General features: G+C 71.6%; 22 protein-coding genes. 8 read left to right on the top strand and 14 right to left on the bottom strand.

Annotated features, from left to right (window positions below; genetic code table 11):
• Window positions 1–161 precede the first annotated feature (161 nt).
• Window positions 162–1,436, top strand: coding sequence for an MFS transporter (locus ACWD0A_RS07225; RefSeq protein ID WP_451295434.1), 1,275 nt, complete (start codon window positions 162–164; stop codon window positions 1,434–1,436).
• 174 nt (window positions 1,437–1,610) lie between these two features.
• Here the strand turns inward: ACWD0A_RS07225 and ACWD0A_RS07220 are convergent, their stop codons facing one another.
• Window positions 1,611–4,607 carry a SpoIIE family protein phosphatase gene (locus tag ACWD0A_RS07220; RefSeq protein WP_451295432.1) on the bottom strand — a complete coding sequence of 999 codons (2,997 nt, stop codon included), beginning with the start codon at window positions 4,605–4,607 and terminating at the stop codon, window positions 1,611–1,613.
• A gap of 324 nt (window positions 4,608–4,931) precedes the next feature.
• Window positions 4,932–5,504 carry a hypothetical protein gene (locus ACWD0A_RS07215; RefSeq protein ID WP_451295430.1) on the bottom strand — a complete coding sequence of 191 codons (573 nt, stop codon included), beginning with the start codon at window positions 5,502–5,504 and terminating at the stop codon, window positions 4,932–4,934.
• Window positions 5,505–5,795: 291 nt separating this feature from the next.
• On the opposite strand from ACWD0A_RS07215, the gene ACWD0A_RS07210 reads away from it, so the two are divergent.
• Entirely contained in the window at window positions 5,796–7,088 is a 1,293-nt protein-coding gene (locus tag ACWD0A_RS07210) for an MFS transporter (RefSeq protein WP_451295428.1), read from the top strand.
• A 12-nt stretch (window positions 7,089–7,100) separates the two neighbouring features.
• On the opposite strand, the gene ACWD0A_RS07205 is transcribed toward ACWD0A_RS07210, so the two are convergent.
• Both ACWD0A_RS07205 and ACWD0A_RS07200 read right to left on the bottom strand, forming a co-directional pair.
• Window positions 7,101–8,099 carry a DUF3048 domain-containing protein gene (locus tag ACWD0A_RS07205; RefSeq protein WP_451295426.1) on the bottom strand — a complete coding sequence of 333 codons (999 nt, stop codon included), beginning with the start codon at window positions 8,097–8,099 and terminating at the stop codon, window positions 7,101–7,103.
• Between the two features lie 368 nt (window positions 8,100–8,467).
• The gene (locus ACWD0A_RS07200) at window positions 8,468–8,626 is read right to left on the bottom strand and encodes a hypothetical protein (RefSeq protein ID WP_177151492.1); all 159 of its coding nucleotides are present in this window, start codon (window positions 8,624–8,626) and stop codon (window positions 8,468–8,470) included.
• Window positions 8,627–8,929: 303 nt separating this feature from the next.
• Here ACWD0A_RS07200 and ACWD0A_RS07195 point away from each other — a divergent pair, with 303 nt between their 5' ends.
• Window positions 8,930–9,382 carry a hypothetical protein gene (locus tag ACWD0A_RS07195; protein WP_451295424.1) on the top strand — a complete coding sequence of 151 codons (453 nt, stop codon included), beginning with the start codon at window positions 8,930–8,932 and terminating at the stop codon, window positions 9,380–9,382.
• Between the two features lie 191 nt (window positions 9,383–9,573).
• Window positions 9,574–10,386, top strand: a complete 813-nt coding sequence (locus ACWD0A_RS07190) for an SAM-dependent methyltransferase (RefSeq protein WP_451295422.1) — start codon at window positions 9,574–9,576, stop codon at window positions 10,384–10,386.
• 31 nt (window positions 10,387–10,417) lie between these two features.
• Here ACWD0A_RS07190 and ACWD0A_RS07185 read toward each other — a convergent pair whose 3' ends face one another.
• The 5 genes from ACWD0A_RS07185 to ACWD0A_RS07165 all read right to left on the bottom strand — a co-directional run bounded on the left by ACWD0A_RS07185 (window position 10,418) and on the right by ACWD0A_RS07165 (window position 13,582).
• The gene (locus tag ACWD0A_RS07185) at window positions 10,418–11,320 is read right to left on the bottom strand and encodes a helix-turn-helix domain-containing protein (RefSeq protein WP_451295420.1); all 903 of its coding nucleotides are present in this window, start codon (window positions 11,318–11,320) and stop codon (window positions 10,418–10,420) included.
• A gap of 92 nt (window positions 11,321–11,412) precedes the next feature.
• Window positions 11,413–11,628 (bottom strand): DUF397 domain-containing protein, encoded by a 216-nt coding sequence (locus ACWD0A_RS07180; RefSeq protein ID WP_451295557.1) that lies wholly within the window; start codon window positions 11,626–11,628, stop codon window positions 11,413–11,415.
• Between the two features lie 380 nt (window positions 11,629–12,008).
• Window positions 12,009–12,608 carry a CAP domain-containing protein gene (locus ACWD0A_RS07175; protein WP_451295418.1) on the bottom strand — a complete coding sequence of 200 codons (600 nt, stop codon included), beginning with the start codon at window positions 12,606–12,608 and terminating at the stop codon, window positions 12,009–12,011.
• Window positions 12,609–12,671: 63 nt separating this feature from the next.
• Window positions 12,672–13,118, bottom strand: coding sequence for a VOC family protein (locus ACWD0A_RS07170; RefSeq protein WP_451295416.1), 447 nt, complete (start codon window positions 13,116–13,118; stop codon window positions 12,672–12,674).
• A gap of 56 nt (window positions 13,119–13,174) precedes the next feature.
• The gene (locus ACWD0A_RS07165) at window positions 13,175–13,582 is read right to left on the bottom strand and encodes a helix-turn-helix transcriptional regulator (RefSeq protein ID WP_451295555.1); all 408 of its coding nucleotides are present in this window, start codon (window positions 13,580–13,582) and stop codon (window positions 13,175–13,177) included.
• 238 nt (window positions 13,583–13,820) lie between these two features.
• On the opposite strand from ACWD0A_RS07165, the gene ACWD0A_RS07160 reads away from it, so the two are divergent.
• Entirely contained in the window at window positions 13,821–14,573 is a 753-nt protein-coding gene (locus ACWD0A_RS07160; protein WP_451295414.1) for a sortase domain-containing protein, read from the top strand.
• A gap of 33 nt (window positions 14,574–14,606) precedes the next feature.
• Here the strand turns inward: ACWD0A_RS07160 and ACWD0A_RS07155 are convergent, their stop codons facing one another.
• Window positions 14,607–15,335 (bottom strand): SDR family NAD(P)-dependent oxidoreductase, encoded by a 729-nt coding sequence (locus tag ACWD0A_RS07155; protein ID WP_451295553.1) that lies wholly within the window; start codon window positions 15,333–15,335, stop codon window positions 14,607–14,609.
• A 237-nt stretch (window positions 15,336–15,572) separates the two neighbouring features.
• Between ACWD0A_RS07155 and ACWD0A_RS07150 the strand changes: the two genes are divergently transcribed.
• Complete coding sequence (locus tag ACWD0A_RS07150; RefSeq protein ID WP_307711860.1) at window positions 15,573–15,863, top strand: DUF6355 family natural product biosynthesis protein; 291 nt, start codon at window positions 15,573–15,575, stop codon at window positions 15,861–15,863.
• Between the two features lie 85 nt (window positions 15,864–15,948).
• On the opposite strand, the gene ACWD0A_RS07145 is transcribed toward ACWD0A_RS07150, so the two are convergent.
• Window positions 15,949–16,164: a hypothetical protein gene (locus ACWD0A_RS07145; protein WP_451295412.1), complete on the bottom strand. Its 216-nt coding sequence runs from the start codon at window positions 16,162–16,164 to the stop codon at window positions 15,949–15,951.
• Window positions 16,165–16,387: 223 nt separating this feature from the next.
• On the opposite strand from ACWD0A_RS07145, the gene ACWD0A_RS07140 reads away from it, so the two are divergent.
• Entirely contained in the window at window positions 16,388–17,260 is an 873-nt protein-coding gene (locus ACWD0A_RS07140; protein WP_451295410.1) for an LLM class flavin-dependent oxidoreductase, read from the top strand.
• Window positions 17,261–17,292: 32 nt separating this feature from the next.
• Here ACWD0A_RS07140 and ACWD0A_RS07135 read toward each other — a convergent pair whose 3' ends face one another.
• Entirely contained in the window at window positions 17,293–17,934 is a 642-nt protein-coding gene (locus ACWD0A_RS07135; RefSeq protein WP_451295408.1) for a TetR/AcrR family transcriptional regulator, read from the bottom strand.
• Window positions 17,921–18,307, bottom strand: a complete 387-nt coding sequence (locus ACWD0A_RS07130) for a VOC family protein (RefSeq protein WP_365994088.1) — start codon at window positions 18,305–18,307, stop codon at window positions 17,921–17,923. The genes ACWD0A_RS07135 and ACWD0A_RS07130 overlap by 14 nt, the downstream gene beginning before the upstream one ends.
• Window positions 18,308–18,481: 174 nt before the next feature.
• Here ACWD0A_RS07130 and ACWD0A_RS07125 point away from each other — a divergent pair, with 174 nt between their 5' ends.
• On the top strand, window positions 18,482–18,799 hold the full coding sequence (locus tag ACWD0A_RS07125) for a PRC-barrel domain-containing protein (RefSeq protein ID WP_451295406.1): 318 nt from the start codon (window positions 18,482–18,484) through the stop codon (window positions 18,797–18,799).
• Window positions 18,800–18,924: 125 nt separating this feature from the next.
• On the opposite strand, the gene ACWD0A_RS07120 is transcribed toward ACWD0A_RS07125, so the two are convergent.
• Window positions 18,925–20,340: a hypothetical protein gene (locus tag ACWD0A_RS07120; protein WP_451295404.1), complete on the bottom strand. Its 1,416-nt coding sequence runs from the start codon at window positions 20,338–20,340 to the stop codon at window positions 18,925–18,927.
• Window positions 20,341–20,382 lie beyond the last annotated feature (42 nt).

Raw genomic sequence — 20,382 nt, 5'->3', positions numbered from 1 at the left:
ATGGCGCGCCCGATGTCCTGGCCCCGGGCGCCCTCTCGCCCCGCCCCGCTTCCAACGCGGCTCCGGCGGCCGCGAGTTCGCGCAGCCTGCGCGCAAGCGCTTGCCCCGGGCCGTGAAAACCCCTGGTGGTCCAGACCTCTCGCCTGATACATGCCACATCCGTGACGGAAAAGATTCCGGCGGGCCGGCAGGTTCCCGCCTCTCCAGCGACGGCCGGCGCCCACGGTCGGGCGGCGGCGACCGAACCGCCCGGCCTGTGGAACCGCAACTTCCGGCTCTTCTTCGTGGCGCGTTCCGTCGCCGTCTTCGGTGACGGGATGGTGCCCGTGGCGCTCGCCGCGGGCCTGCTCGGCGCGGGCCGTCCCGCGTCCTCCGTCGGGTATGCGCTGGGCTCGTGGATGGGGCCGTTCGCGCTCCTGGTGCTCTTCGGCGGGGTGCTGGCGGACCGGTTCACGGCCCGCCGAATGATGATCATCGCCGATGTGCTCCGGCTCGCCGGCGCCTCGACCCTCGCCGTGCTGTTCGCCGCGGGCAGTCCGCCCCTGTGGTCGGTGTACGCGCTCAGCGCGGTCAGCGGCGTCGGCGCCGCCCTCTTCCAGCCGGGGGTGGCGAGCACGCTCCCCCGGATATCGGCGGACGTCCAGCGTGCGAACGCCGTCCTGCGGGTCATTGAGGCACTGATGACGATGGCCGGGCCCGCGTTCGCCGGGCTGCTCGTCGCGCTGGCGGGCGCGGGGGCCGTCTTCGGGGCGAACGCGGCGACGTTCGGTGTCAGCGCCGTGTGCCTGGCACTGATGCGGCTGGTTCCCCTGCCGGGCGACCAGGTTCGGCGCGGGTCGATGATGGCGGAACTGGCGGACGGATGGCGCGAGTTCAGGGCTCGCAGCTGGCTGTGGCAGGTGATCGCGGTCTGGACGGTGTACGGGCTGACCGTCCTCGGACCGATGCTGCCGCTCACGGCAGCGCTGGTGACGGGCCGGCACGGCTCGGCCTCGTACGGGCTGCTGATGGCGGTGAACGGGGCGGGCAGCGCGGTCGGCGGTCTGCTGGCGCTGCGGTCGCGTCCCGCGCGTCCGCTCGCGGCGGGTGCGGTGGCCCTGATCGGGGTCCCGGTGAACCTCGCCCTGCTGGCGTCCGACGTGTCCGTGGTCGCGCTGGGCGTCGGCCAGTTCGTGGTCGGAACGGCCTTCGCGTACTGGCTCGTCATGTGGTCGACGGCGGTGCAGACGCATGTGCCCCAGCAGGCCCTGAACCGTCTGCACGCCTATGACGTTGCCGGTTCGCTGCTGATGCTGGCGGCGGGCAGGGCGCTCGCCGGTCCCGCCTCCGAGGCCCTCGGCACCCGGCAGGTCCTGCTGGGCGGCGTGGTGCTCGGGACGCTGGTGGTGGGCATGCTGCTGGCAATCCCGTCGGTACGGCGACTGCCGAGGGCATAGAGGCCGCGTGTCCTCGCGCCGGCGGTCAGGCAGCATGACGAGGCCGGGATCGGCGGCCACGGCCGCCCCACTCCGCCGCCGTGATCTCCGGGCCGCTGTCCTCGAATCAGAGGTCGCGCCGGGTGATGTGGGGGTCGTGTCCCATGTTCCGCACGCCGGTGGCGCGGTCGCGGCTCAGGTCGTGTCCGGTGGCGGTTGCGTCACGGACGCGTGGGCCTCGGGGTGGGGGCGGCGGCGGATGCGGGCGGCGAGGACCGCGACGTCGTCCTCGGCGTGCTGGGCGTCGAAGCGGTCGACGACCGTGTCGAGCAGTTCCTCGACACCGGCGCCGGGCCGCAGCCACCGTCCGGCGAGCCGCGCCAGCGAGACGTCGATGTCCTCTCCCCTGCGCTCGACGAGGCCGTCGGTGAACAGCAGCAGGGTCTGCGACGGAGCCATGGTGCGCGTGATGAGTTCGTAGCCGCCCAGACCCGTGCCGAGCGGCGGGCCGACCGGGACGGGCACGACCTCGGCTGCGTTGTCGGCGCCGAACAGGACGGGCGGCAGATGGCCGGCGCTGGCGAACGCGGCCACCCGCCGAGCCGGATCGACGCGAATGAGCAGGCAGGTGGCCGGGCGGCGGCTGGCGTTCGTGGCCACGGTCTCGTCGAGCTGGCGCAGCACCCGGTGCGGTGGCAGGTCCGCGGAGGCGACGTAACGCAGGGCGGAGCGGTAGGCGTTCATGTCGACGGCCGCGTCGAGACCGTGGCCCATCACGTCCCCGACGACGAGCAGGGTGCGCCCGTAGTGGAGGCGCACGGTCTCGAACCAGTCGCCGCCCACCAGGGTGCTGCTTCCGGACGGCAGGTAGCGGGTGGCGACCTCCAGGTTGGGGTGCGGTCTGCCGGGTTCGGCGAGCAGCGCGCGCTGGAGGTTGAGCGCGGTGCTGCGGACGGAGGCGTGGGCGCGCGCGTGGCCGATGAGGACGGCGGCGAGGCGGGCCGCGTAGTGGAGTGTCGCGGTCTCGTCGTCGGTGAAGCCCTCGCCCGGCCGGGCGGCGAGGAGGACGCCGTAGGCGCGGCCGTGGGCGAGGAGCGGTACGTACAGGTGGGTGACGGGCCGGCCGCCCGTGAGGGTGGTGACCGTGCGGATGGCGTGGCCCTCGTCCAGTGCTGCCACCGACTGCGCGGCGGCGTCGGCCCCTGCGTCCAGGAGGTCGTCGCGGCCGCGTGCGCTGGTGCGGGTCGGCGGGCCGTGCGCGTGCGGCCGGTCCGTGGCGACGTCCTCGGGGAGGACGTCGACGGCGGCGGCCTCGCACAGGGAGGGGCACAGGAACTGGGCGAGCTCCGCGCAGACGGTCTGCTCGTCGAGTGCGGTGCCGATGACGTCGAGGGCCCGCTCGATCGCCTCCAGCCGTGCCCGCACCCGCCCCTGCCCCTCGTGCCGTGCCGACAAAGGCCACCTCCGTGCAAGCGCCGCTCGTACGCACGCCATCACATCAGCGACAGGGCCGCGGCCCGGGCAGCGACGCAGACGAACGGCGGGATGTCCGCCGCACGGCCCGAGCGGCCGGGGTGGCGCGCCGGCGGACGGCGGCCGCCACGTCGTCGGCCTTGTCCTCGCCTTGCGGACGTCGTTGGCCGTGTCGAGCGCTTCGGGTGTGGTCTCGCCGCCGGTGCTGACCGTGTCGAGCCGGCCCAGCGGGTCGTAGTTGTAGGTGGAGGTCACCCCGCCGGCGGACGAGGACAGCAGCCGGTTGCGGTCGTAGCGGTGGGTCGTGGTGAGGTCGCCGACCGTCTGCTCGACGACGTTGCTGTTGCGGTCGTAGGTGTACTTCTCGGTGCCGGGGCTGTCACCGGCCTTGTTGACCTGGGCGATGCGGTCCTGGGGGTCGTAGTCGAAGGTGTAGGTGTTGTTGATGTACGCCGCGTTGTCGTCGGCGTTCATCAGCTTGAGCACGTCCTTGGAGCGGTGCCCGTTGGGCGAGTACTCGAGGTCGTGCTGGGCGAGGACCGTGCCGCCGGACTGCTGCCCGCGGGCGGTGTAGGTCATCGTGGTGATCTGCTGATTGCCGACGGTCGGCGAATCGGCGTTGGTGACCTTGGAGACCAGGCCCCTGGTGTCGTAGTCGATCTTCGACCAGGTCAGGTCGTGGGTCGAGGTGAGCGGGTTGCCGTTCTCGTCGTAGGTGAGGGCGGTGGTGTTCTTCACCGTGCCGGTGGCCAGCTCCTCGACCTTGGCGATCCGGTTGAGACCGTCGTACGCGATCTTGTACGTGTCGATCTTCGCGCCCGGCGAGTTGTCCTTCACCTCCACCATGAAGCCGTTGGCGTCGTAGGCGTAGGTGAAGTCCTTCTTCTCGTTGTCGCTCTCGCCCGCGTTGGACCGGACGAGCTTCACACTGTCGGCGAGGACCGTGCCGTTCGCCTGGTCGGACAGGCTGACCTTCTGGGGGCCGTCCTCGACGAAGGAGTAGCTGCCCAGTGAGATCCAGGTGCCGGTGTCACGGGTCTGGTCGACGGTCCTGGTGGTGCTGCCGCCGTTGTGGTCGACGGTGAACCTGGCGTCGCTCGCCGCGCCGGTCACCTTGGGGTGCCGTACGAAGACCTCGTAGGTCCCGTTCTGCGGGATGTTGAGCCGCCAGTTGAACCGGTCGGCGCCGGTGCCGGCCGGGTGGGAGTAGGTGTCGTACCCGTACTGCTGCTGCGCCTGGGTGCGGCTCCAGTTGCCCTGGGTCGCCGTGTTGTTGAAGTCGGAGCTGTCGACGAGCACGACGTGCCTGCCGACGGGGACGCCGTCGTCGGACCGCGCCTTCTGATTGCCCGACGGGTAGTAGTCCCAGGTCATGGTGCGCTGCTGGGAGCCGCCCGCGGAGGTGAGGGTGTTCTTCGTCTGCTGGCCGAGCTCGTTGTAGTCGTAGGACGTGGTGATGTCCCACGGGTCCTTCGACGTCCTGGTCCAGCCGTTGTCGTAGTAGGTGTACTCGGTGACGTTGCGGACCGTCTGGCCGTCCGACGGCGGTGCCGACACGGAGCTGACGTTGCCGACGGTGTCGTAGAAGTAGAACGTCGAGTCGGGGGTGTTGTAGCGGGTGTCGTCCTTGTCGAAGGGCGAGCGCTCCTCCTTCACCCGGTTCAGCTCGTCGTAGACGGTCTCGGAGGTGGTCCGTCGCGTCGTCGGTGGTGGCGACACCGCGCGGGGTGATCGTCTTGGTCCGGTTGGCGACCTGGTCGTACTCGTACCTGGTCGTTCGGTACGAGACGGTCCCCGATCCGTCCTTGCTGACCGGCAGCTTGGACTCGATCAGGGCGCCGCGCTCGTCGTACACGGCGAGCGTCTCGTTGCCCTCGGCGTCGGTCTGGCCGACGGTGAGGCCGTCCTTGTCGTAGCGGGCCGTGGTGAACTTCCCGATGGCGTCGGTCGTCCTCACCACGCGGTGGTTCAGGTCGTACTCGAACAGGCTGGTGTAGTCGGGCGTGTCCGCGGTCGCGTTCTTCCGCGGGTCGACCAGCTTGGTCAGGTTGCCGACCTTGTCGTACTCCGACGTGACCGTGCCGCCCGCCGCGTCGGTGCCCGGACCGGCTGGTAGATCGCGTCGTACGCGGTCGTGGTGGTGTAGTCGCCCGCGGTCGCGGTCGCGTTGCCCTTCGGGTCGGTGACCGTGAGGACGTTGCCGACCTTGTCGTAGGTCGTGGTGGTCCTGCGGACCGGGTCCGTGGCCAGGTCGCCCGGCGCCGTCGACTCGGTCAGCTGGTCGGCCTCGTCGAAGACGGACGTGGTGGCCGTGCCGTTCGGCCCGGTCGCCCGGGTGATGTTGTCGCTGGCGTCGTAGACCGGCGCCGGAGTCGTGATGAACACGCCGGCGGCCTGATCCTTGGGCTCCTTCTCCTCGAGAGGCCTGCCGAAGGTGTCGTAGCTCTGGGTGACCTGCGCGCCCTTGGCGTTGGTCACCTTGAGCACGTTGCCGCGCGCGTCGTAGTCGAACGTGGACGGGTTGGTCAGCGGATCGGTGATCGTCGACGGGTAGCCGGTGGGGCCGAACCCGCTGTAGACGGTGGCGTGCCCGTTGGCATCGGTCGACCTGGTCACCTGTCCGTACGCGTCGTACTGGGACGTGGAGGTGTAGTCGCCGGCCGTGGGCGTGGCTACGCCCTTGGGGTCGGTCGTCGACGTCAGGTTGCCGAGCGCGTCGTAGCCGAACTGCCAGGTGCGGCCCTCGGGTGACTTCTTCTGGAACAGGTCGGCGAATTCAAGACATCAGCGCCAGTTGTGATGTGACGGAGCATCACGGACTGCGCCCTCAGGCGCCGCCGGGCGTCTCACGTCGCGGTGTACTCGCGGCATGTGTAGCGGCGGGCCGGGCTGGGGATGGTCGCGATCATGACAGAATCCGCCTCCGTCCGGACCGCCGCCCCGCACACCCGGCGCCCGCTCAGGCAACTGCTCGCGGCCTCGGTCGGCAACGCGGTGGAGTGGTACGACTGGTACGCGTACACCTTCCTCGCCGCCTACATCGCCGACCAGGTGTTCCCCAGGAGCTCGGGCAACTCGCTCGTGCCGCTGCTGTCCACCTTCGCGGTCTTCGCCGTGGGCTTCTTCATGCGTCCCGTCGGCGGCCTGCTCATGGGCGCCGTGGCGGACCGGCACGGCAGGCGCGCCGCGCTCACGGTCACGATCCTGCTGATGGGCGGCAGCAGCCTGCTGGTGGGCCTCACACCGACGTACGCGGCCGCGGGAATCGTCGCCCCGGTGGTCCTGGTCGTGGCCCGGCTGCTCCAGGGCCTGTCCGTGGGCGGCGAGTTCGCCGCGTCGACGACGTTTCTCGTCGAGTCGGCCGGGCCGGGGCGGCGGGGGCTGTTCTCGTCATTCCAGTACGTCTCCACCTCCATCGGCCAGCTCACCGCATCCGGTGTCGCGGCGCTGCTGGTGAGCCGGCTCGGCGAGGGGCAGATGGAGGGCTGGGGCTGGCGGGTGCCCTTCGTACTGGGCGCGCTGCTCAGCCTCGTCGGCTTCTGGATCAGGCGCAGCGCCCACGAGACCCGCAGCGCCGCACAGCAGCACGCCGCGCGGCCGGGGCTGTTCGACGCCCTGCGCCACCATCCGCGCGAGTCCCTGCTGATCTGCGGCATCACGGCCGGCGGCACCCTGGCGTACTACACCTGGACCTCGTACCTGCCGACGTACGCCGAGCTCAACACCGGGATGGACAAGGCCGACGCGCTGCTCGCGGGCACCCTTTCGCTGGCGTTCTTCACACTGTTGCAGCCGGTCGGCGGGCTGCTCTCGGACCGCTTCGGACGCAAGCCGGCGCTGCTGTTCTTCGGGCTGGGGTTCGCGCTGCTGAGCGTGCCGCTGCTGAAGGCGGTGAACGGTTCGTTCCTCTCCCTGCTGCTGGTGCAGTGCGCGGGCATCGTGCTGCTGACCGGCTTCACCGCCGTCTCGGCGGCGGTGAACGCGGAGGTCTTCCCGGCGCGGGTGCGGGCCGCGGGCATCGGGTTCCCCTACTCGCTGACGGTCGCCGTCTTCGGCGGCACGGCCCCCTATGTGGGCACGCTGTTCAAGGAGCTGGACCGTCCGGGCCTGTTCCCCTGGTACGTCGCCGTGCTGTGCCTCGTGTCGTCGGCCGTGTACCTGAGGCTGCCGGAGAGCGCCCACAAGGAGCTGGAACGCTGACCGCGGCCGGGCTCAGCGGGAGGTGAGGAGGATCCACACCTGGCCGCGGGCGAAGTTCAGCCGCTCCCCCGCGGCGGTGGTGAACACCGTGTCGCCCGCCGCCGAATCGCGCTGCCAGCGGGCGTCGAAGGCACGGCCGTCGCGCAGGACGAGCGCCCGGCCCGAGCCGACCGTCTCGGTGTACGGGGACACGCTGCCCCCTCGATCGCGGAACTTGGAGGGTCGGACCTCGGTGTACTGGACGACCACCGTCGCCGGGGCGAGCCGCTTCCCGTCCGTGGTCCGGGCCGCGGTCCCGTCCATGGCCACCAGCCACCTCTTCTCTGCCGCGGACCACGTGAACGCGTACCGGGCCGACGGGTAGCGAACCGTCTGCTCCGCGGTCGGCCGCCCGTCCGCCGGGGCGGCGCCGAAGCGCAGCCCTATGTCGGAGGCGTCGCTCACGCCACGGGCCGCGGCGAGCACCTTGCCGGGAAGCAGATACAGGTTGTACGGGGCCGGGCGGTCGCTGCCGCGGACGTACGCGTCCGGCGCCCTGCCATGAGGAAGGGCGACGATGGGGGCCGCGTCGATCAGCGGTCCGAGCGCGGACTGCGCGCCGGAGTAGGCGAGCGCCGGCCGGCCGAACTGGCGGAGCAGTTCGAGGTCCGACTCGCGGGCGCTGCGCACGGGGCCGACCTGCGGCGGCAGCCGGGACGAGAACACGGCGAGGATACGGCTGAGGCCCGACTCGACCTGCTCCACGTAGACGAGGTCGGCCGCGTCGAGCCCGGTGTGCGGGCGTGCGGGGCGGACGTTGTCGATCTTGACGGCCAGCACCGGGCCCGGTTCGGCGGGCATGCCGGTGAAGTAGGAGGTGCGCTGCTGCGCTGAGGTCGGCGGGCGGGTTGTCGGCTCGGGACGGTCGCCCCCGTCCGAGCAGCCGAAGAGCCCGAGCACGAGGGAGGCGGCGGCGAGGGCGGCGACGGCCCCGCCTCTCCGTCTGTGGTGCTGTCCTCGTGGTGTCTTCATCGGCCCGGCTCTCGTTCCCTCAAGTGCACCACGAAAGACGAGGTGGCGACACCGGGACGGGGGCCGGCATCCGGCGGGACACGGCCGTGGACAGGCGCGCACATCCGGCGCCGTCCCGGCGGTACCGGCCGGCCGCAAAAGCGTTGTCACCGGACCGGGCAGTGCCGGCGAGCCGGCGGACCTGGTGCCGCTCGCCGAGAGGGAGCTGCTGTACCTGGAGAGGTCGTACCACGGGGTGCACGGCAACACCGTCCAGGTGAGAGGCAGCCCCTGCCGGCCGATGCCGGAGGAATGGCCCTGGGCCCGGAGCTGCGGCTCTACTCGTTCGCGGTCGGCGTGGACCGCTGAGGCCAGGCCGTCCGGGACGGCTAGCCGCGTGCCGCGAAGCCCTGCAGCTCGAAGTCGAGCGTGCGGCTCACCTCGCGCAGCGTCTCCTCGGCGGTCTGCCGGACATCCGCGGGGACGTCGCCCCGCTCTTCGACCAGGCTGTCGTAGATCGGTGCGTCAGCCCTGTCTGCGGAGCTCACGATAGGTCCCTTCGTTCGGTTGCCCTGGGCTCGCGCCCTGGCACGGATCCGTGCGACGGCACGGGCTTCAGGTACTGCCGGAAGCAGGGGCCGAGTGTACGGGGTGGGTCCGCGCCACTTCGCCGTCGGCCCCCGCGCGGGCACACCGCGTGACCGTCCGGGCACGCCGCCTCACCGGGCTTCGGGCGCGCGATCACGGGTCGATACACGAGCCGTGCTCTGTTCGGGTGTATTTGCACACCGGAGGGGAGCCCGGACGGCGCAGACGGGTGACCGTCACGCGGGCGCGTCGTTGGAGCGGGCGTGAAGAAGCTCACTTACTCTGCCGCCGCCTGTGCGCTCGCCCTCGTCATGCTGTCCACCGCCCCCGCCCACGCCGGTCCCGTCGGCCCGGCCGAGGAGTGCGGCGGGAGCGGTCAGGTCTCCGCCTTCCGTGTCTCCGGTCACACGGAGACGGACGCGGGTCCGGTGACCCTCGACGTGGGACAGACGACCCGGTTCGAACTCGACTTCCGCCCGGCGCGCTCCCACGCGGCCACCGAGCTCCATGTGCGGACGGAGGGCACGTTCGGCCGGTTCGCGTACACACGCGGTGCGGTCGGCGCCGTGATGGCCGGCGAGCTCTACACCGTCGCGTACGAGATGGCCCCGCCCCCGCTGCTCGCCGGTCAGAACGTCGACGTGAGCATCCAGGTGACCGGCGACGACAACACCTTGGAAGCGTGCGTGCAGCTGGACGTCCGCATCGTGGGCTGACGCCGACCGGCGTCCGGCGTGCCCGGCCCGCTTCCGCATGCGCCTTCGGTGACGTACGCCGTCCCGACGGACCATGGCCGAAACGCACCGTGCACAGTGCGTCACTTGACGCTTCACCTGTACCGCCGCGCGTGCGCTCCCTAGCATGTCCGTCCCACAGCCTGATTTCCACGGACGCGGGTGAGGACTGGATGCGACGCGAGTCGTGGCGCCCGGACGCCATCGACACCAAGGTGCCCAGCGTGGCACGTATGTACGACTACTTCCTGGGGGGCGACGACAACTACCAGTCGGATCGCGACGCCTGTGAAGAGCTGTTGAAACAGGTCCCCAGCACCAAGGTCCTGGCCGTCAACAACCGCAACTTCCTGCGGCGGGTGGTGCGTCTGCTGGCCAGCGAGTACGGCATCCGCCAGTTCGTCGACCACGGTTCCGGTCTGCCCACCCAGGACAACGTCCACCAGGTGGCCCAGGCCGTCGACCCCCATTCGCGCGTCGTCTACGTCGACAACGACCCGATCGTCCTCGCCCACGGCCGGGCTCTGCTCGACGAGAACGACCGCACGGCCGTCATCCAGGCCGACATGCGCGACACCGACGACATCTTCGGCCACGCGGAGACGACCCGGCTGATCGATTTCAGCCGGCCGGTGGCCGCGTTGTTCGTCTCGGTGCTGCACTGCATCCCGGACGAGGACGATCCCGGCGCGCTGGTGCGGCGCGTGGCCGAACGGCTCGTGCCCGGCAGCTACCTGGTGGTCTGTCAGCTGGTGAGCGACCGTCCGGAGATCCGTACCTTCGTCACCGACTACATGGCCGAGGCGACCGGCGGCAACTGGGGCCGGGTCCGCGAGGAGCACGAGGTCCGCCGGTTCTTCGACGGCATGGAGATTCTGGAGCCCGGCCTGGTGGAGGTCTCCACCTGGCGGCCCGACACCGACCTGGCGCCCGTCCAGCAGACGGACGAGTGGATCGAGTGGGGCGGCGTGGGCCGGCTCGCCTGAGCCGGCTCCGGCCGACGGCCCCGGCGGAGGATCACATCGCGGCCAGACGCTCCTGGAGCGTCTGCAGCGTTTCCTTGGGTGTGAGCGCGCACGCGCAGAGCCGGTCGAGCATGTCGCGGTACTGCTCGACGGTCGCCGGCTTCTGCGTGAAGGTGCTGTCCGTGAGGTGCTCGATGTACACCGCGTCCTTCAGGTCACGGAGCGCGAAGCGCAGATAACTCACGCCCGTGCCCACGCCCACGGCGGCCGTCACGTCGAGCGGTGCGATCTGCAGGGTGACGTGGGAGCGCCCCATCATCGTGACGAGGTGGCGCAGCTGATCGCGCATCACCTGCGGGCCTCCGACGGAGCGCATCAGTACGGACTCGTCGATGACCGCCCACAGACGCGGCGCGTCCGGCTGGTCGAGCTGCCGCTGCCGCTCCTGGCGCAGTTCGACGCGGCGCTGGACGTCATGGGCGAGCGGCTGTCCCGGCCCCGACCGGACGACGGCGCGCGCGTACGCGGGCGTCTGGAGCAGACCGGGAACATAGAAGGGCTCGTAGGTACGGATGGTGGCGGCGGCGCCCTCCAGGGCGACGAGCGGCGTGAAGAAGTCCGAGAGGACGTCGCTGAAGGATCGCCACCAGTCCGAGCGGCGGGACTGCTGCACGAGGCGCATGAACTCGGCGACCTGGTCCTCGTCCTGCACCCCGTAGAGGCTCAGCAGGGCCACCGCGTCGGAGGGCTTGCAGCCGTGCCGGCCCAGCTCGATACGACTGGTCTTCGATCGTGAGAAGCCGAGCTTGCCGTCCACGTCGGCGGGGTCGAGCCCCGCGCTCGTCCGCAGTTCGCGCAACTTGCCGCCCAGAATGAGCTTCAGGGCGGTCGGGTTGCTCTCGACCGCTCCCAGCGGCCGAACGAACAACGACGGGCTCGGATCGGCGGCAGTCATCACACACTCCTGCGGAGACTATGGGAAGGCGCCAGTATCCCAGCGCAGGTCAGCGCACACCAATGGGCCGGACATCCCAAAAGGTGGGATTTTCAGCCAACCATCCCGTCGAAGTCACCGTCGCGGGCGCCTGCCACGAAGGCGGCGATCTCGTCGCGGGTGTAGACGAGCGCGGGCCCCTGCGGGTCGCGGGAGTTGCGGACGGCGATCCGGCCTCCCGGCAGGGCGGCCAACTCCACGCAGTTTCCCGTGGCGTTGCTGTGACTGCTCTTGATCCACGTCACCGCGGTCAGCGCTCCGGCCCCCATGCCGTTGACGAACTCCACTCCCACCAACCCCTCGCCGCTCGGATCCGGTCACCCCGCCCACGCATGCAATCCCAGCTGCAATTGCATCATCGGGGCCGTGCTCGACAATACTCGTCCTGCGTCATCTGTCGAACAGCCCACCCTGGAGGGTGACATGACCGGCTCGTTCTGATCAGCGCGTTGAGCGACGTGTGGTCATGGTGCCCGACTCCCCCTCGCGGCAGGACGTCTGGGACGACGCTGCCGCTGTCGGCACCTGCCGTCCGACACGCGGCGCGCCTCCCGGTCCGGCCTGACGGCCCGCCGGCCGCCGCGCTGTCACGACCGCCTGCGGTCTGCTCGACGGCAGTCCGCGACCGCCGAGCCGGTGCCTTGTCCGCTCAGTCCCGGGTGGCGAACTCCTGCACCCACCAGGGGCCGTTGCCCTTGAGGCTGATGCCGACGCCGGTGTACTCGAGCCGGCAGTCCATGACGTTCTCCCGGTGGACCGCGCTGCCCATCCACCCGGCGACGGTCGCGGCGGGCCCGGCGGGGCCGCGGTGGATGTTCTCGGCCCAGCGGCTCCACGCGTAGCCCCAGGCCTTCATCCGGTCGCCGCCGTCGCGGCCCTCAGGGCTCTCGTGTGCGTAGTAGCCGCGGGCGGCCATGTCGTCGGCGTGTGCCTGGGCCGCGGCCTGCAACCGGTCGTCGATGCGCAGCGGCGCACATCCGGCACGCTTCCGGTACACGTTCACCAGGGAGACGATCCTCCGCGCGTGTTCCGTGGCCTTCCCGGGCGCGTCGTCGCTGTGAGCGGCCCCCTCCGGCGCCGCGCCGCCGGAGGAGGGCGGCGACTCCTGGACGACGGCGACGCACCCGCCGAGCAGCCCGCTCACGGCGACGGCGAGGGCCACCGCCGCTGTCGCGGTGGTCCGTACCGCGGCGGGGCCGCGCGGCCGGTCGTCATCGCCTACAGGCAGGGCGGCGTCTTCGTGGCGCATGGGCGTCTCGCTTTCGGGGAGAGGAGGGCCTGTGCAGAGTCTGCTTCCCTTCCCTGCCCGCCGTCAGCAACCCCAGCCCTTGTCCAGGTCGAGGTCACCCTTGCGGGCCTGAGTGAAGGAGAACCAGTTGCCGGAGTCGTCCCGGAAGATGGCCTCGGTGCCGTACGGGCGCTCCTGCGGCTCCTGCAGGAACTGGACACCGCGTGCCTTGAGCTTCTCGTAGTCGCCGTGGATGTCGTCCGTCGCCAGCACGCCCGCGCCGAGGATGCCCTTGGAGACCAGCTTCTTCATGGCCTCGGCGGACTCGGGGTCCATGGCGGGCGGGCCGGGCACCATGAGGGTGAGCACCACGTCGGGCTGGTCCGCGGCCCCGACGGTGAGCCAGCGCATGCCGCCCTCGCCCATGGTCATGTCCGTCCTCGCCTCGAGGCCCAGCTTCTCGGTGTAGAACTCCTTGGCCCGGTCCTGGTCCAGCACCCAGACGGTGGCGATGGCGAGACCCTTGATCATGACGTACTCCTGGGGAAGGGGTGTCCGTTGCCCTGCCACGGTAGGCAGTGGCCCGCTCAGCCCGCTTCTTCAGAATTGCGGTCTCCCGCGCCCCTTTGCCCGGACGGCTCCTTCGCCGGGGAGAAGCCGCCGGCCCACAGCATCGCGTAGCACCCCGGTATGAGCGCGGCGCCGCGGCCGACGTGCCGCGCGCGGTACTCGCTGGGGGACACACCGGTCTGCCGCTTGAAACGGGCCGAGAACGTCCCGAGGCTGGTGAATCCCACGAGGGTGCAGATCTCGGTGACGGAGAGGTTCGCCGTGCGGAGCATCTCCTCGGCCCGCTCCATGCGGCGGCCCGACAGGTACTGGCCGGGCGTCTGCCCGTAGACCGCCTTGAACGCGCGCACGAAGTGATAGCGCGAATACCCCGCGTGGGCGGCGACCGCGTCGAGGTCGAGTGGCTCCATCCAGTCGCGGTCCATCGCGTCCTTGGCGAGCCTCAGCTGCTTCAGGTGGGCCGGGTTCGTCACGTGCTCATGCTGGCACGCGACACTGACATTGGTCCTGACCTGCACAGATCGCATGGAGACAGCCCGCCGGCCGGACGGAGGGAACATCCGGTCGGATATCGTCGTTGTGTCCGAAAAGAGGCCATTGGCGTGATCGGCGTGCCCCCGCCGGAGCGCCGGTCGTTCCGCCCGGCTGACGATCCGGATTCCCATGACTGTTCTCCGAGCTGTTCCCCTTGCTCTCGCCGGCGTGCTCGTGACCGTGCTCGCCGGATGCACCGCGGCCGCGGACTCGGTCGGCGCCTCCGCGGAGCCCCGGACGGCCGGCGGGGCGCAGGCCACGGTCGAGCGCCCTGCAGCCCCCTTCCCCTCCGTCCCCGCCACGACACCGACGGAGCCCGCGACGGGGACGGCGTCCGCGACGCCGGCCCCCGAGCCGCCCCGGCCGCGGACGGAGACGGCGCTGCTGTCCATACCGTCGATCGGACTGAAGGAGCTGAAGGTCGTCCCGTACGAGGGCACGACCGACGACTGGCCCGGCACCCGGATCCAGAACCGCGGCGTCGGCGCCAGCCCGTACGGGGAGAACGGCGGCGTCGGCCCCGGCGAGGTCGGCAATTACCTGGTCACCGCCCACCGCCTCTCCGCTGGAGGCCCGCTGCGTGATCTGCCGTCGCTCGACGAGGGCGAATCGGTGTTCGTCCGGGTGGGCGGCCGCGTGTACGAGTACGAGATCACACAGACCCGGACGACCTCCTTCCGCTCCGAGCGCTCCCTGGCCGAGCAGCGGGCGGCCGTCCCCGGCCGTCCCGGCGAGCGGCCGGTCGACGCGATGATCACGATCTCGACCTGCGCGACGCCTGAGGACAACGCCGCCGGGAACTTCTGGCGTGACGACCGGGGCAACCCCGAGCACCGCATCGACAAGGTGGGTGTGCTGCGCAAGGCCGAGCCCGCCCGCTGATGTCGTGGACGCGCACCGCGCGCGACGGCGTGCCTACATGCCGCCGGCCACACGCAGCACGGCGCCCGTGGTGAAGGACGCGTCCTCGGAGAGCAGCCAGGCGACCGATCCGGCGATCTCCTCGGGCCGTCCCGCCCGGCCGAGCGGAATCGCGCCCGCGAGCTTGGCGGGGCGCTGCGGATCCTCGTGGAACTCGGTCCAGATGACGCCGGGCGCCACGCAGTTGACGCGTATGCCGTCGACGGCGACCTCCTTGGCCAGGCCCACCGTCATGGCGTCGACCGCGGCCTTGGTCGCGGCGTAGTGCACGTACTGGCCGGGGCTGCCGAGGGTGGCGGCCGCCGAGGAGATGTTCACGATGGCCCCGCCGCCGGAACCGGTCATGTCCCGCACGGCGCGGCGCGCGCAGAGCAGATAGCCGAGCACGTTGACGTCCAGGGCACGGCGCATGCCCTCCGCGTCGGCGTCGGCGAGACGGCCGTTGGGGCCGCTGATACCGGCGTTGTTGACGAGGCCGGTGACCACGCCCAGTTCGGCGGCACGGTCGAACAGCCGGTCCACGGACGTCTCGTCAGCGGTGTCCACGGGGACGGCGAGCGCGCGCCTTCCGGCGTCGTTGACCGCCTCGACGACGGTCAGCGCGGCGTCTTCGCCGGACCGGTAGCCGACCACCACGTCGTGGCCCTCGGCGGCGAGGCGTTCGCAGATCGCGGCGCCGATGCCGCGGCTGCCGCCGGTGACGACGGTGAGGTGCTGGGTCAACGGAGCCTCCGGGATGCGAGCGAGCTGCTCCACGACTGTAGTTGGGGGTCCGCGGCCCTCGGCCGGGGCCCCACGGCCGGGGCGGTGACGCGACCCCGGGCGGGCCGACGTGCCGTCCGTCCGCGTGAACCATGCGCTCCGCACGGGCGGAACCGGGCGTCACAGCGGAACGATCATGGATGCTCCTTGATCAGGAGCCCCGCCACGGGGCATCTCGTTCTCACCCAGGAGTTCTGCATGAGCCTTCGCCGCTCCCTGTCCGCCGTCGTCGGCGCCGTGACCCTCGTGCTCGGCATGTCCGGTGTCTCGGCCGCCGCTTCGCCCTCGGTCGCCGCCATGAATCCGTGCGGGTTCTACGAGACGTCGAGCGACGCCTTCTACAACCACTGCACGGGCGACGGCTCGCGCGTGATCATCGAGGTCGAGGTGTGGGGGCCGAACTACGAGTGGTGCGTGGGGCCCGGCGGCACCTGGCTGGGCGCGTCGAGCACGATCGACGGGGCGTTCTACACGGGCCGCACCTGCTGATCCGGCTGCCCTGTACGCGCCGTGGCGCAAGCGAAGGGGCGCACCCGGACAGGGTGCGCCCCTTCCTGTGACATGACAGCCCGGATCAGCTCCGGTAGCGGTCCTCATCCTCGTCCAGCATCTCCTGGCGCGGTTCACGGCCCTGCCGGCCGCGCTCCCGCTCCTGCCGGCCGCGCTCCTCGGACTGCTGCCGGCCGCGCTCCTGGGACTGCCGGCCACGCGACTTGGCGTCGTCCATGCGCTTCTGCGCCTCGTCCCTGAGCTGTTCGGCCTTGTCCTGGAACTGGTCCTTGATACCCATCAGTCTCTCCTTCGAGGTGGGGGATCTGGGCGCGTTCAGCCTCGCACGACCCGACATCGATCGCATGTCCACCCAAAAATGAGCAGGTCCGACATGCTGTTCCGGCCCCGGCGGACAGAGTCACGCACCCCACGGACCCCGTCCGCCGGAGCCCGGTTCTCATTGCCCTGCGGGTTGGAGCGCCGACCTTGTGGGCCCCGGAACAGGTGGGCAGGAAAGGCCCATGACTACTCTCGGTGTGGTGTTCCGGCCGCAGTTGCCTCCCGAACGGCTCCGTGGCATGGCCCGTGCGGCCGACGCGGCAGGTCTGGAGGAGCTGTGGCTCTGGGAGGACTGCTTCCTCGAGAGCGGCATCGCCACCGCGGCGGCCGCCCTCGCCTGGACGGAGCGGCTGTGCGTGGGCGTGGGCCTGCTTCCGGTCCCGTTGCGCAACGCGGCGCTGACCTCGATGGAGGCCGCCACGCTGCTGCGCCTCTTCCCCGGGCGCATCAAGCTGGCGCTCGGGCACGGTGTACAGGACTGGATGGGCCAGGTCGGTGCGCGGGTCGAGTCACCCCTCACGCTGCTGCGCGAGCATCTGCTGGCGACACGCGCCCTGTTGGGCGGCGAGCGGCTGACGGTGGAGGGCCGTTACGTGAAGCTCGACGGCGTCGCCCTGGACTGGCCGCCGCCTGCCGCGCCGCCGGTGCTGGCAGGAGCCCGCGGGCCCAAGTCGCTGCGGTTGTCGGGCGAAGCCGCCGACGGGACGGTCCTGGACGCGAGCGTGCCGGCCGACGGCGTGCGCCGGGCCCGGGAACTCATCGACGAGGGGAGGGCTGAGGGCGGACGCACCGGGCCCCACCCCGTGGTCGTCTACCTGCACACCGCGACCGGCCCCGGGGCCGCCGACCGGCTGCGGGGCGAACTGGCCGGTTCCCGGGGGGAGTCGGTGTCCGAGCTGGGTGTCGCCGGGGACGCGGGTGCGGTGGCCAAGGCCGTTCAGCGGCTCGTGGACGCCGGGGCCGACACGGTGGTGCTGCAGCCGACCGCCGACGAGCCGGACCCGGAGGGCTTCGTACGGTTCGCCGCGGAGGAGGTCCGTCCGCTCGTGCCGTGACGCCGGCCGTGGCAGCCTCCGGGGTCCTGGGGTCAGTGGCGGTGCCGGGCGCCGGGGGGCTGCTGGCTGATCCGCACCAGCCGGTCGAAGTCGACGGCGACCCCGCGCAGCAGCAGGTCCACCAGCGGGCGTGCGGACGTCTCGCCGATCGGCCCGTCACCGAGCAGCGCCCGCTGGTAGACCGTCGACGCGAGCAGGTCGACGAGCAGCTCGGGATCGACGTCGTCGTGCAGATCACCTCGGTCGACCGCGCGCCGCACGGCGACCGCCGCGGCTCGCCTGCTGGGCTGCACGACGGTCTCGATCAGACGGCGGTGAAGCGCCGGTTCGCGCGCGCAGTCGGCCAGGAGCGGGGCGAGGACGCCGGGCGGGAGCCGGTCGTGCAGCGCCTCGGCGAGCAGCCTCACGCTCTCGGTCAGATCGCAGCGGGTGCAGCCGTTGTCCGGGACCGGGGGCGTGACGAGGACCGAGCCGAGGGCGTCGATGACGAGGTCCTGCCGGACCGGCCACCGGCGCCGGATCGTCGGCTTCGTCGTGCCCGCCCTGGCGGCGACCCGCTCCAGGGCGAATCCCGCGTACCCCTGCTCACGCAGGACGTCGAGGGTCGCGGAGAGTACGGCGGTGTCGATCTCCGGGTCCCGGGGCCGCCCCCGGCGGGGCTCAGTCCGCGGCATCCTGCGGGTACCAGCGCAGTTCGACCGTGTTGCCGTCCGGGTCCTGCACGTATATCGACTGCGCGCTGCCACGGGCGCCGTAGCGGTCGACCGGGCCTTCGAGAACGGTGAACCGACCGGAGTCGACGACCTCCTGCCAGTCGAGCGGATCGACGACGAGGCAGATGTGGTCGACGTTGGACTCGCCCCGGGGCCGGCTGACCAGGTCGATGATGGCGGTCGGGCTGATCCGCGCCGAGGGGAAGGGCGCCTTGCCCTCGCGCCACTCCTCCACTCTGACCGGCTCCAGCCCGAGCGGTCCGCAGTAGAACTCCAGCGCGCGCTCGACGTCCTGGACGTTGAGCACCAGGTGGTCGAAATCCTTGACTCGCATCCCTGACTCCCCTGTTTTCATTCCGTCCCGGAACGGATCGTAACAGGCTCGGCATCGTACGGAAAGGGCCGCGGTCCCGCCGCCCCACTGATCAATCACCCCTTTCATGACCGTTTAGCGGTTCTTCATTCGGCTACCCGCGCCGGAGGGACGTCGCGGAAAGGGAGGCAGAGAGTGATCACCCGAGACCAGATCCCCCAAGTGCTGGATCACCCCGTGTACGACGCCGAGGGCCACAAGGTCGGCAACGCGAAACACGTCTTCGTCGACGACGCCACGGGACAGCCGGACTGGGTCAGCGTGCAGACCGGCCTGTTCGGGACCAGCGAGTCGTTCGTGCCCATCCGGGACGCCACGATGGTCGAGGACCATCTCGAGGTGCCCTACCCCAAGAGCAAGATCAAGGAAGCCCCCCACGTCGACGTGGACGCCCGTGGGCACCTTTCCCGCCAGGAGGAGGAGCGCCTGTACCGGCACTACAGCATCGGCTGAGACGCCGCCTGGCAGCGAACCGTCCCGACAGGGCCGGCCCGGGCCGGTACGACACGCACCTCCGACAGGACGGCTCGGGCGCCGCGGTGCGGCCGGAGGCCGTACGAGGAGCGAGGCCGCCGCCCTTACTGCAGTTGCTCCAGCCTGCGCTGGAGCAACTGCAGTGCGCCGCGCTGACGGCCCGGAACGCGCCGGCGCAACCGGACGAGTTCCGGCGCGAGCCGACGCGCCCGCGCGGCGTCGCGGACCTGTTCCCACTGATGGTGCGCGCGGTCGACGGCCCCCTCGACGTCCGGGTCGTCTGCGGTCTGCTGCCGTCGCAGCCGGGCGTCGGCCACCGCCATCCACAACTCGCAGCTACGCGCGGGATCACGGGCGAGGCGGGCGAGGTCGGCCCGTACCTCAAGCCAGTGCAGTGCCTGCACCGAACCGGGTCCATACACCCGCAGGGCCTCGCCCTCACATGCGGCCGCGGCAGCGGCGGCCTCGGTGTGCCGCCCGGCGCGTGCCGCGGCGAGGATCGCCGGATGCGGATCCCCGTCGTCGTCTCGGGGCACGCCGATTGCGGCCGAGGAAGGGGTGGCCGGGGGCGTGGGCGGCTGTGCGGTTGCAGGTGCAGGTGCAGGTGACGGGGTGGTGCGCGTCTCGGCCGCGGGCGTGGCGGGTGGCTGGGCGGCGGGCAGCGGCACCGGGGCGGGCACGGCCACGGGCGTCGCGGGTGACTCGCCGCCGGGCGCCGAGTCCGCGCCGGGCGCAGGAGCGGGCCAGGTCTCGCGCAACACGGCCCCGGGCACGGGCGCTTGGGCCGCCGACGGAGGCGTGGCCGCCGGGGCCTCGACGGGCACGGGGCGATGCGACGTTTCCGTCGCGCCATGAGTCACTGTCGGCATCAGCAGCGGGAACAGCAGGGCGCCGGCCGGGTGGTCGGACTGTGACGCGGCCTGCTCGTGCAGCTGCGCGAAGGGCGGCCGCGCGCCGCTGCGCCAGATCGCGGCCACCGCCTTCAGGTACGCCGGCGGCGCGACCGTACGGCGGCCCGGAGCCGGCGCGATCCTGCCGTACAACAGCGTGCCCGGGCCGAGCCCGGCACGGCCCTCACGCACCTGCTGCCATGCCTCGCCGTCCGCGACCAGGTCGACGACCACCGTGGTCGTCCCCAGCCGGCGGGTCCTGAGTTCCCCGGCCAGCCAGTGCCACGGCAGCGCCGTGTACCGCACGGTCGCGGGCGTCGTGCGGGCGAGCGCGAAATGCAGCAGCTGCTGCTTGCGGTCGACGTGCAGCTGCCCCGCGAGGTAGAGGAACAGCGGCCCCGGAGCCGCGGCCGCCGCCCGGATGCGGGTCAGCACGGTCTGCGGATCGAGCGGGTCGGCGAGCTCGATCACGGTCGCCGCCGCGCCCGTCGTACCGGTCAGCACAGAGGCGGGTACGGCGGCGAGCGCGGGCAGCACGGACGCCGCGTCCACAAGTCGGCCTTTGCCGGCCGGCGCCGCTGCCAGCAGCAACGCGGTACCCGGCGCCGAGTTCTCCCCAGTGATCACCACCTCAGCACCGTAGCCGCTGTCCGGACGTTCTGGCCAAGCGGC

It is taken from the genome of Streptomyces sp. NPDC002867, assembly GCF_053591895.1.
Note: the sequence above shows the minus strand (reverse complement) of the source record. Positions and strands in the feature narration are given on the sequence as shown.

What these genes read in the sequence shown, in the direction of transcription:
- ACWD0A_RS07210 (WP_451295428.1), top strand. Translation starts at nt 5,796, where the DNA reads ATGACAGAATCCGCCTCCGTCCGGACCGCCGCCCCGCACACCCGGCGC.
- ACWD0A_RS07205 (WP_451295426.1), bottom strand. Translation starts at nt 8,099, where the DNA reads ATGAAGACACCACGAGGACAGCACCACAGACGGAGAGGCGGGGCCGTC.
- ACWD0A_RS07190 (WP_451295422.1), top strand. Translation starts at nt 9,574, where the DNA reads ATGCGACGCGAGTCGTGGCGCCCGGACGCCATCGACACCAAGGTGCCC.
- ACWD0A_RS07185 (WP_451295420.1), bottom strand. Translation starts at nt 11,320, where the DNA reads ATGACTGCCGCCGATCCGAGCCCGTCGTTGTTCGTTCGGCCGCTGGGA.
- ACWD0A_RS07180 (WP_451295557.1), bottom strand. Translation starts at nt 11,628, where the DNA reads ATGGGGGCCGGAGCGCTGACCGCGGTGACGTGGATCAAGAGCAGTCAC.
- ACWD0A_RS07175 (WP_451295418.1), bottom strand. Translation starts at nt 12,608, where the DNA reads ATGCGCCACGAAGACGCCGCCCTGCCTGTAGGCGATGACGACCGGCCG.
- ACWD0A_RS07170 (WP_451295416.1), bottom strand. Translation starts at nt 13,118, where the DNA reads ATGATCAAGGGTCTCGCCATCGCCACCGTCTGGGTGCTGGACCAGGAC.
- ACWD0A_RS07165 (WP_451295555.1), bottom strand. Translation starts at nt 13,582, where the DNA reads ATGGACCGCGACTGGATGGAGCCACTCGACCTCGACGCGGTCGCCGCC.
- ACWD0A_RS07160 (WP_451295414.1), top strand. Translation starts at nt 13,821, where the DNA reads ATGACTGTTCTCCGAGCTGTTCCCCTTGCTCTCGCCGGCGTGCTCGTG.
- ACWD0A_RS07150 (WP_307711860.1), top strand. Translation starts at nt 15,573, where the DNA reads ATGAGCCTTCGCCGCTCCCTGTCCGCCGTCGTCGGCGCCGTGACCCTC.
- ACWD0A_RS07145 (WP_451295412.1), bottom strand. Translation starts at nt 16,164, where the DNA reads ATGGGTATCAAGGACCAGTTCCAGGACAAGGCCGAACAGCTCAGGGAC.
- ACWD0A_RS07140 (WP_451295410.1), top strand. Translation starts at nt 16,388, where the DNA reads ATGACTACTCTCGGTGTGGTGTTCCGGCCGCAGTTGCCTCCCGAACGG.
- ACWD0A_RS07135 (WP_451295408.1), bottom strand. Translation starts at nt 17,934, where the DNA reads ATGCCGCGGACTGAGCCCCGCCGGGGGCGGCCCCGGGACCCGGAGATC.
- ACWD0A_RS07130 (WP_365994088.1), bottom strand. Translation starts at nt 18,307, where the DNA reads ATGCGAGTCAAGGATTTCGACCACCTGGTGCTCAACGTCCAGGACGTC.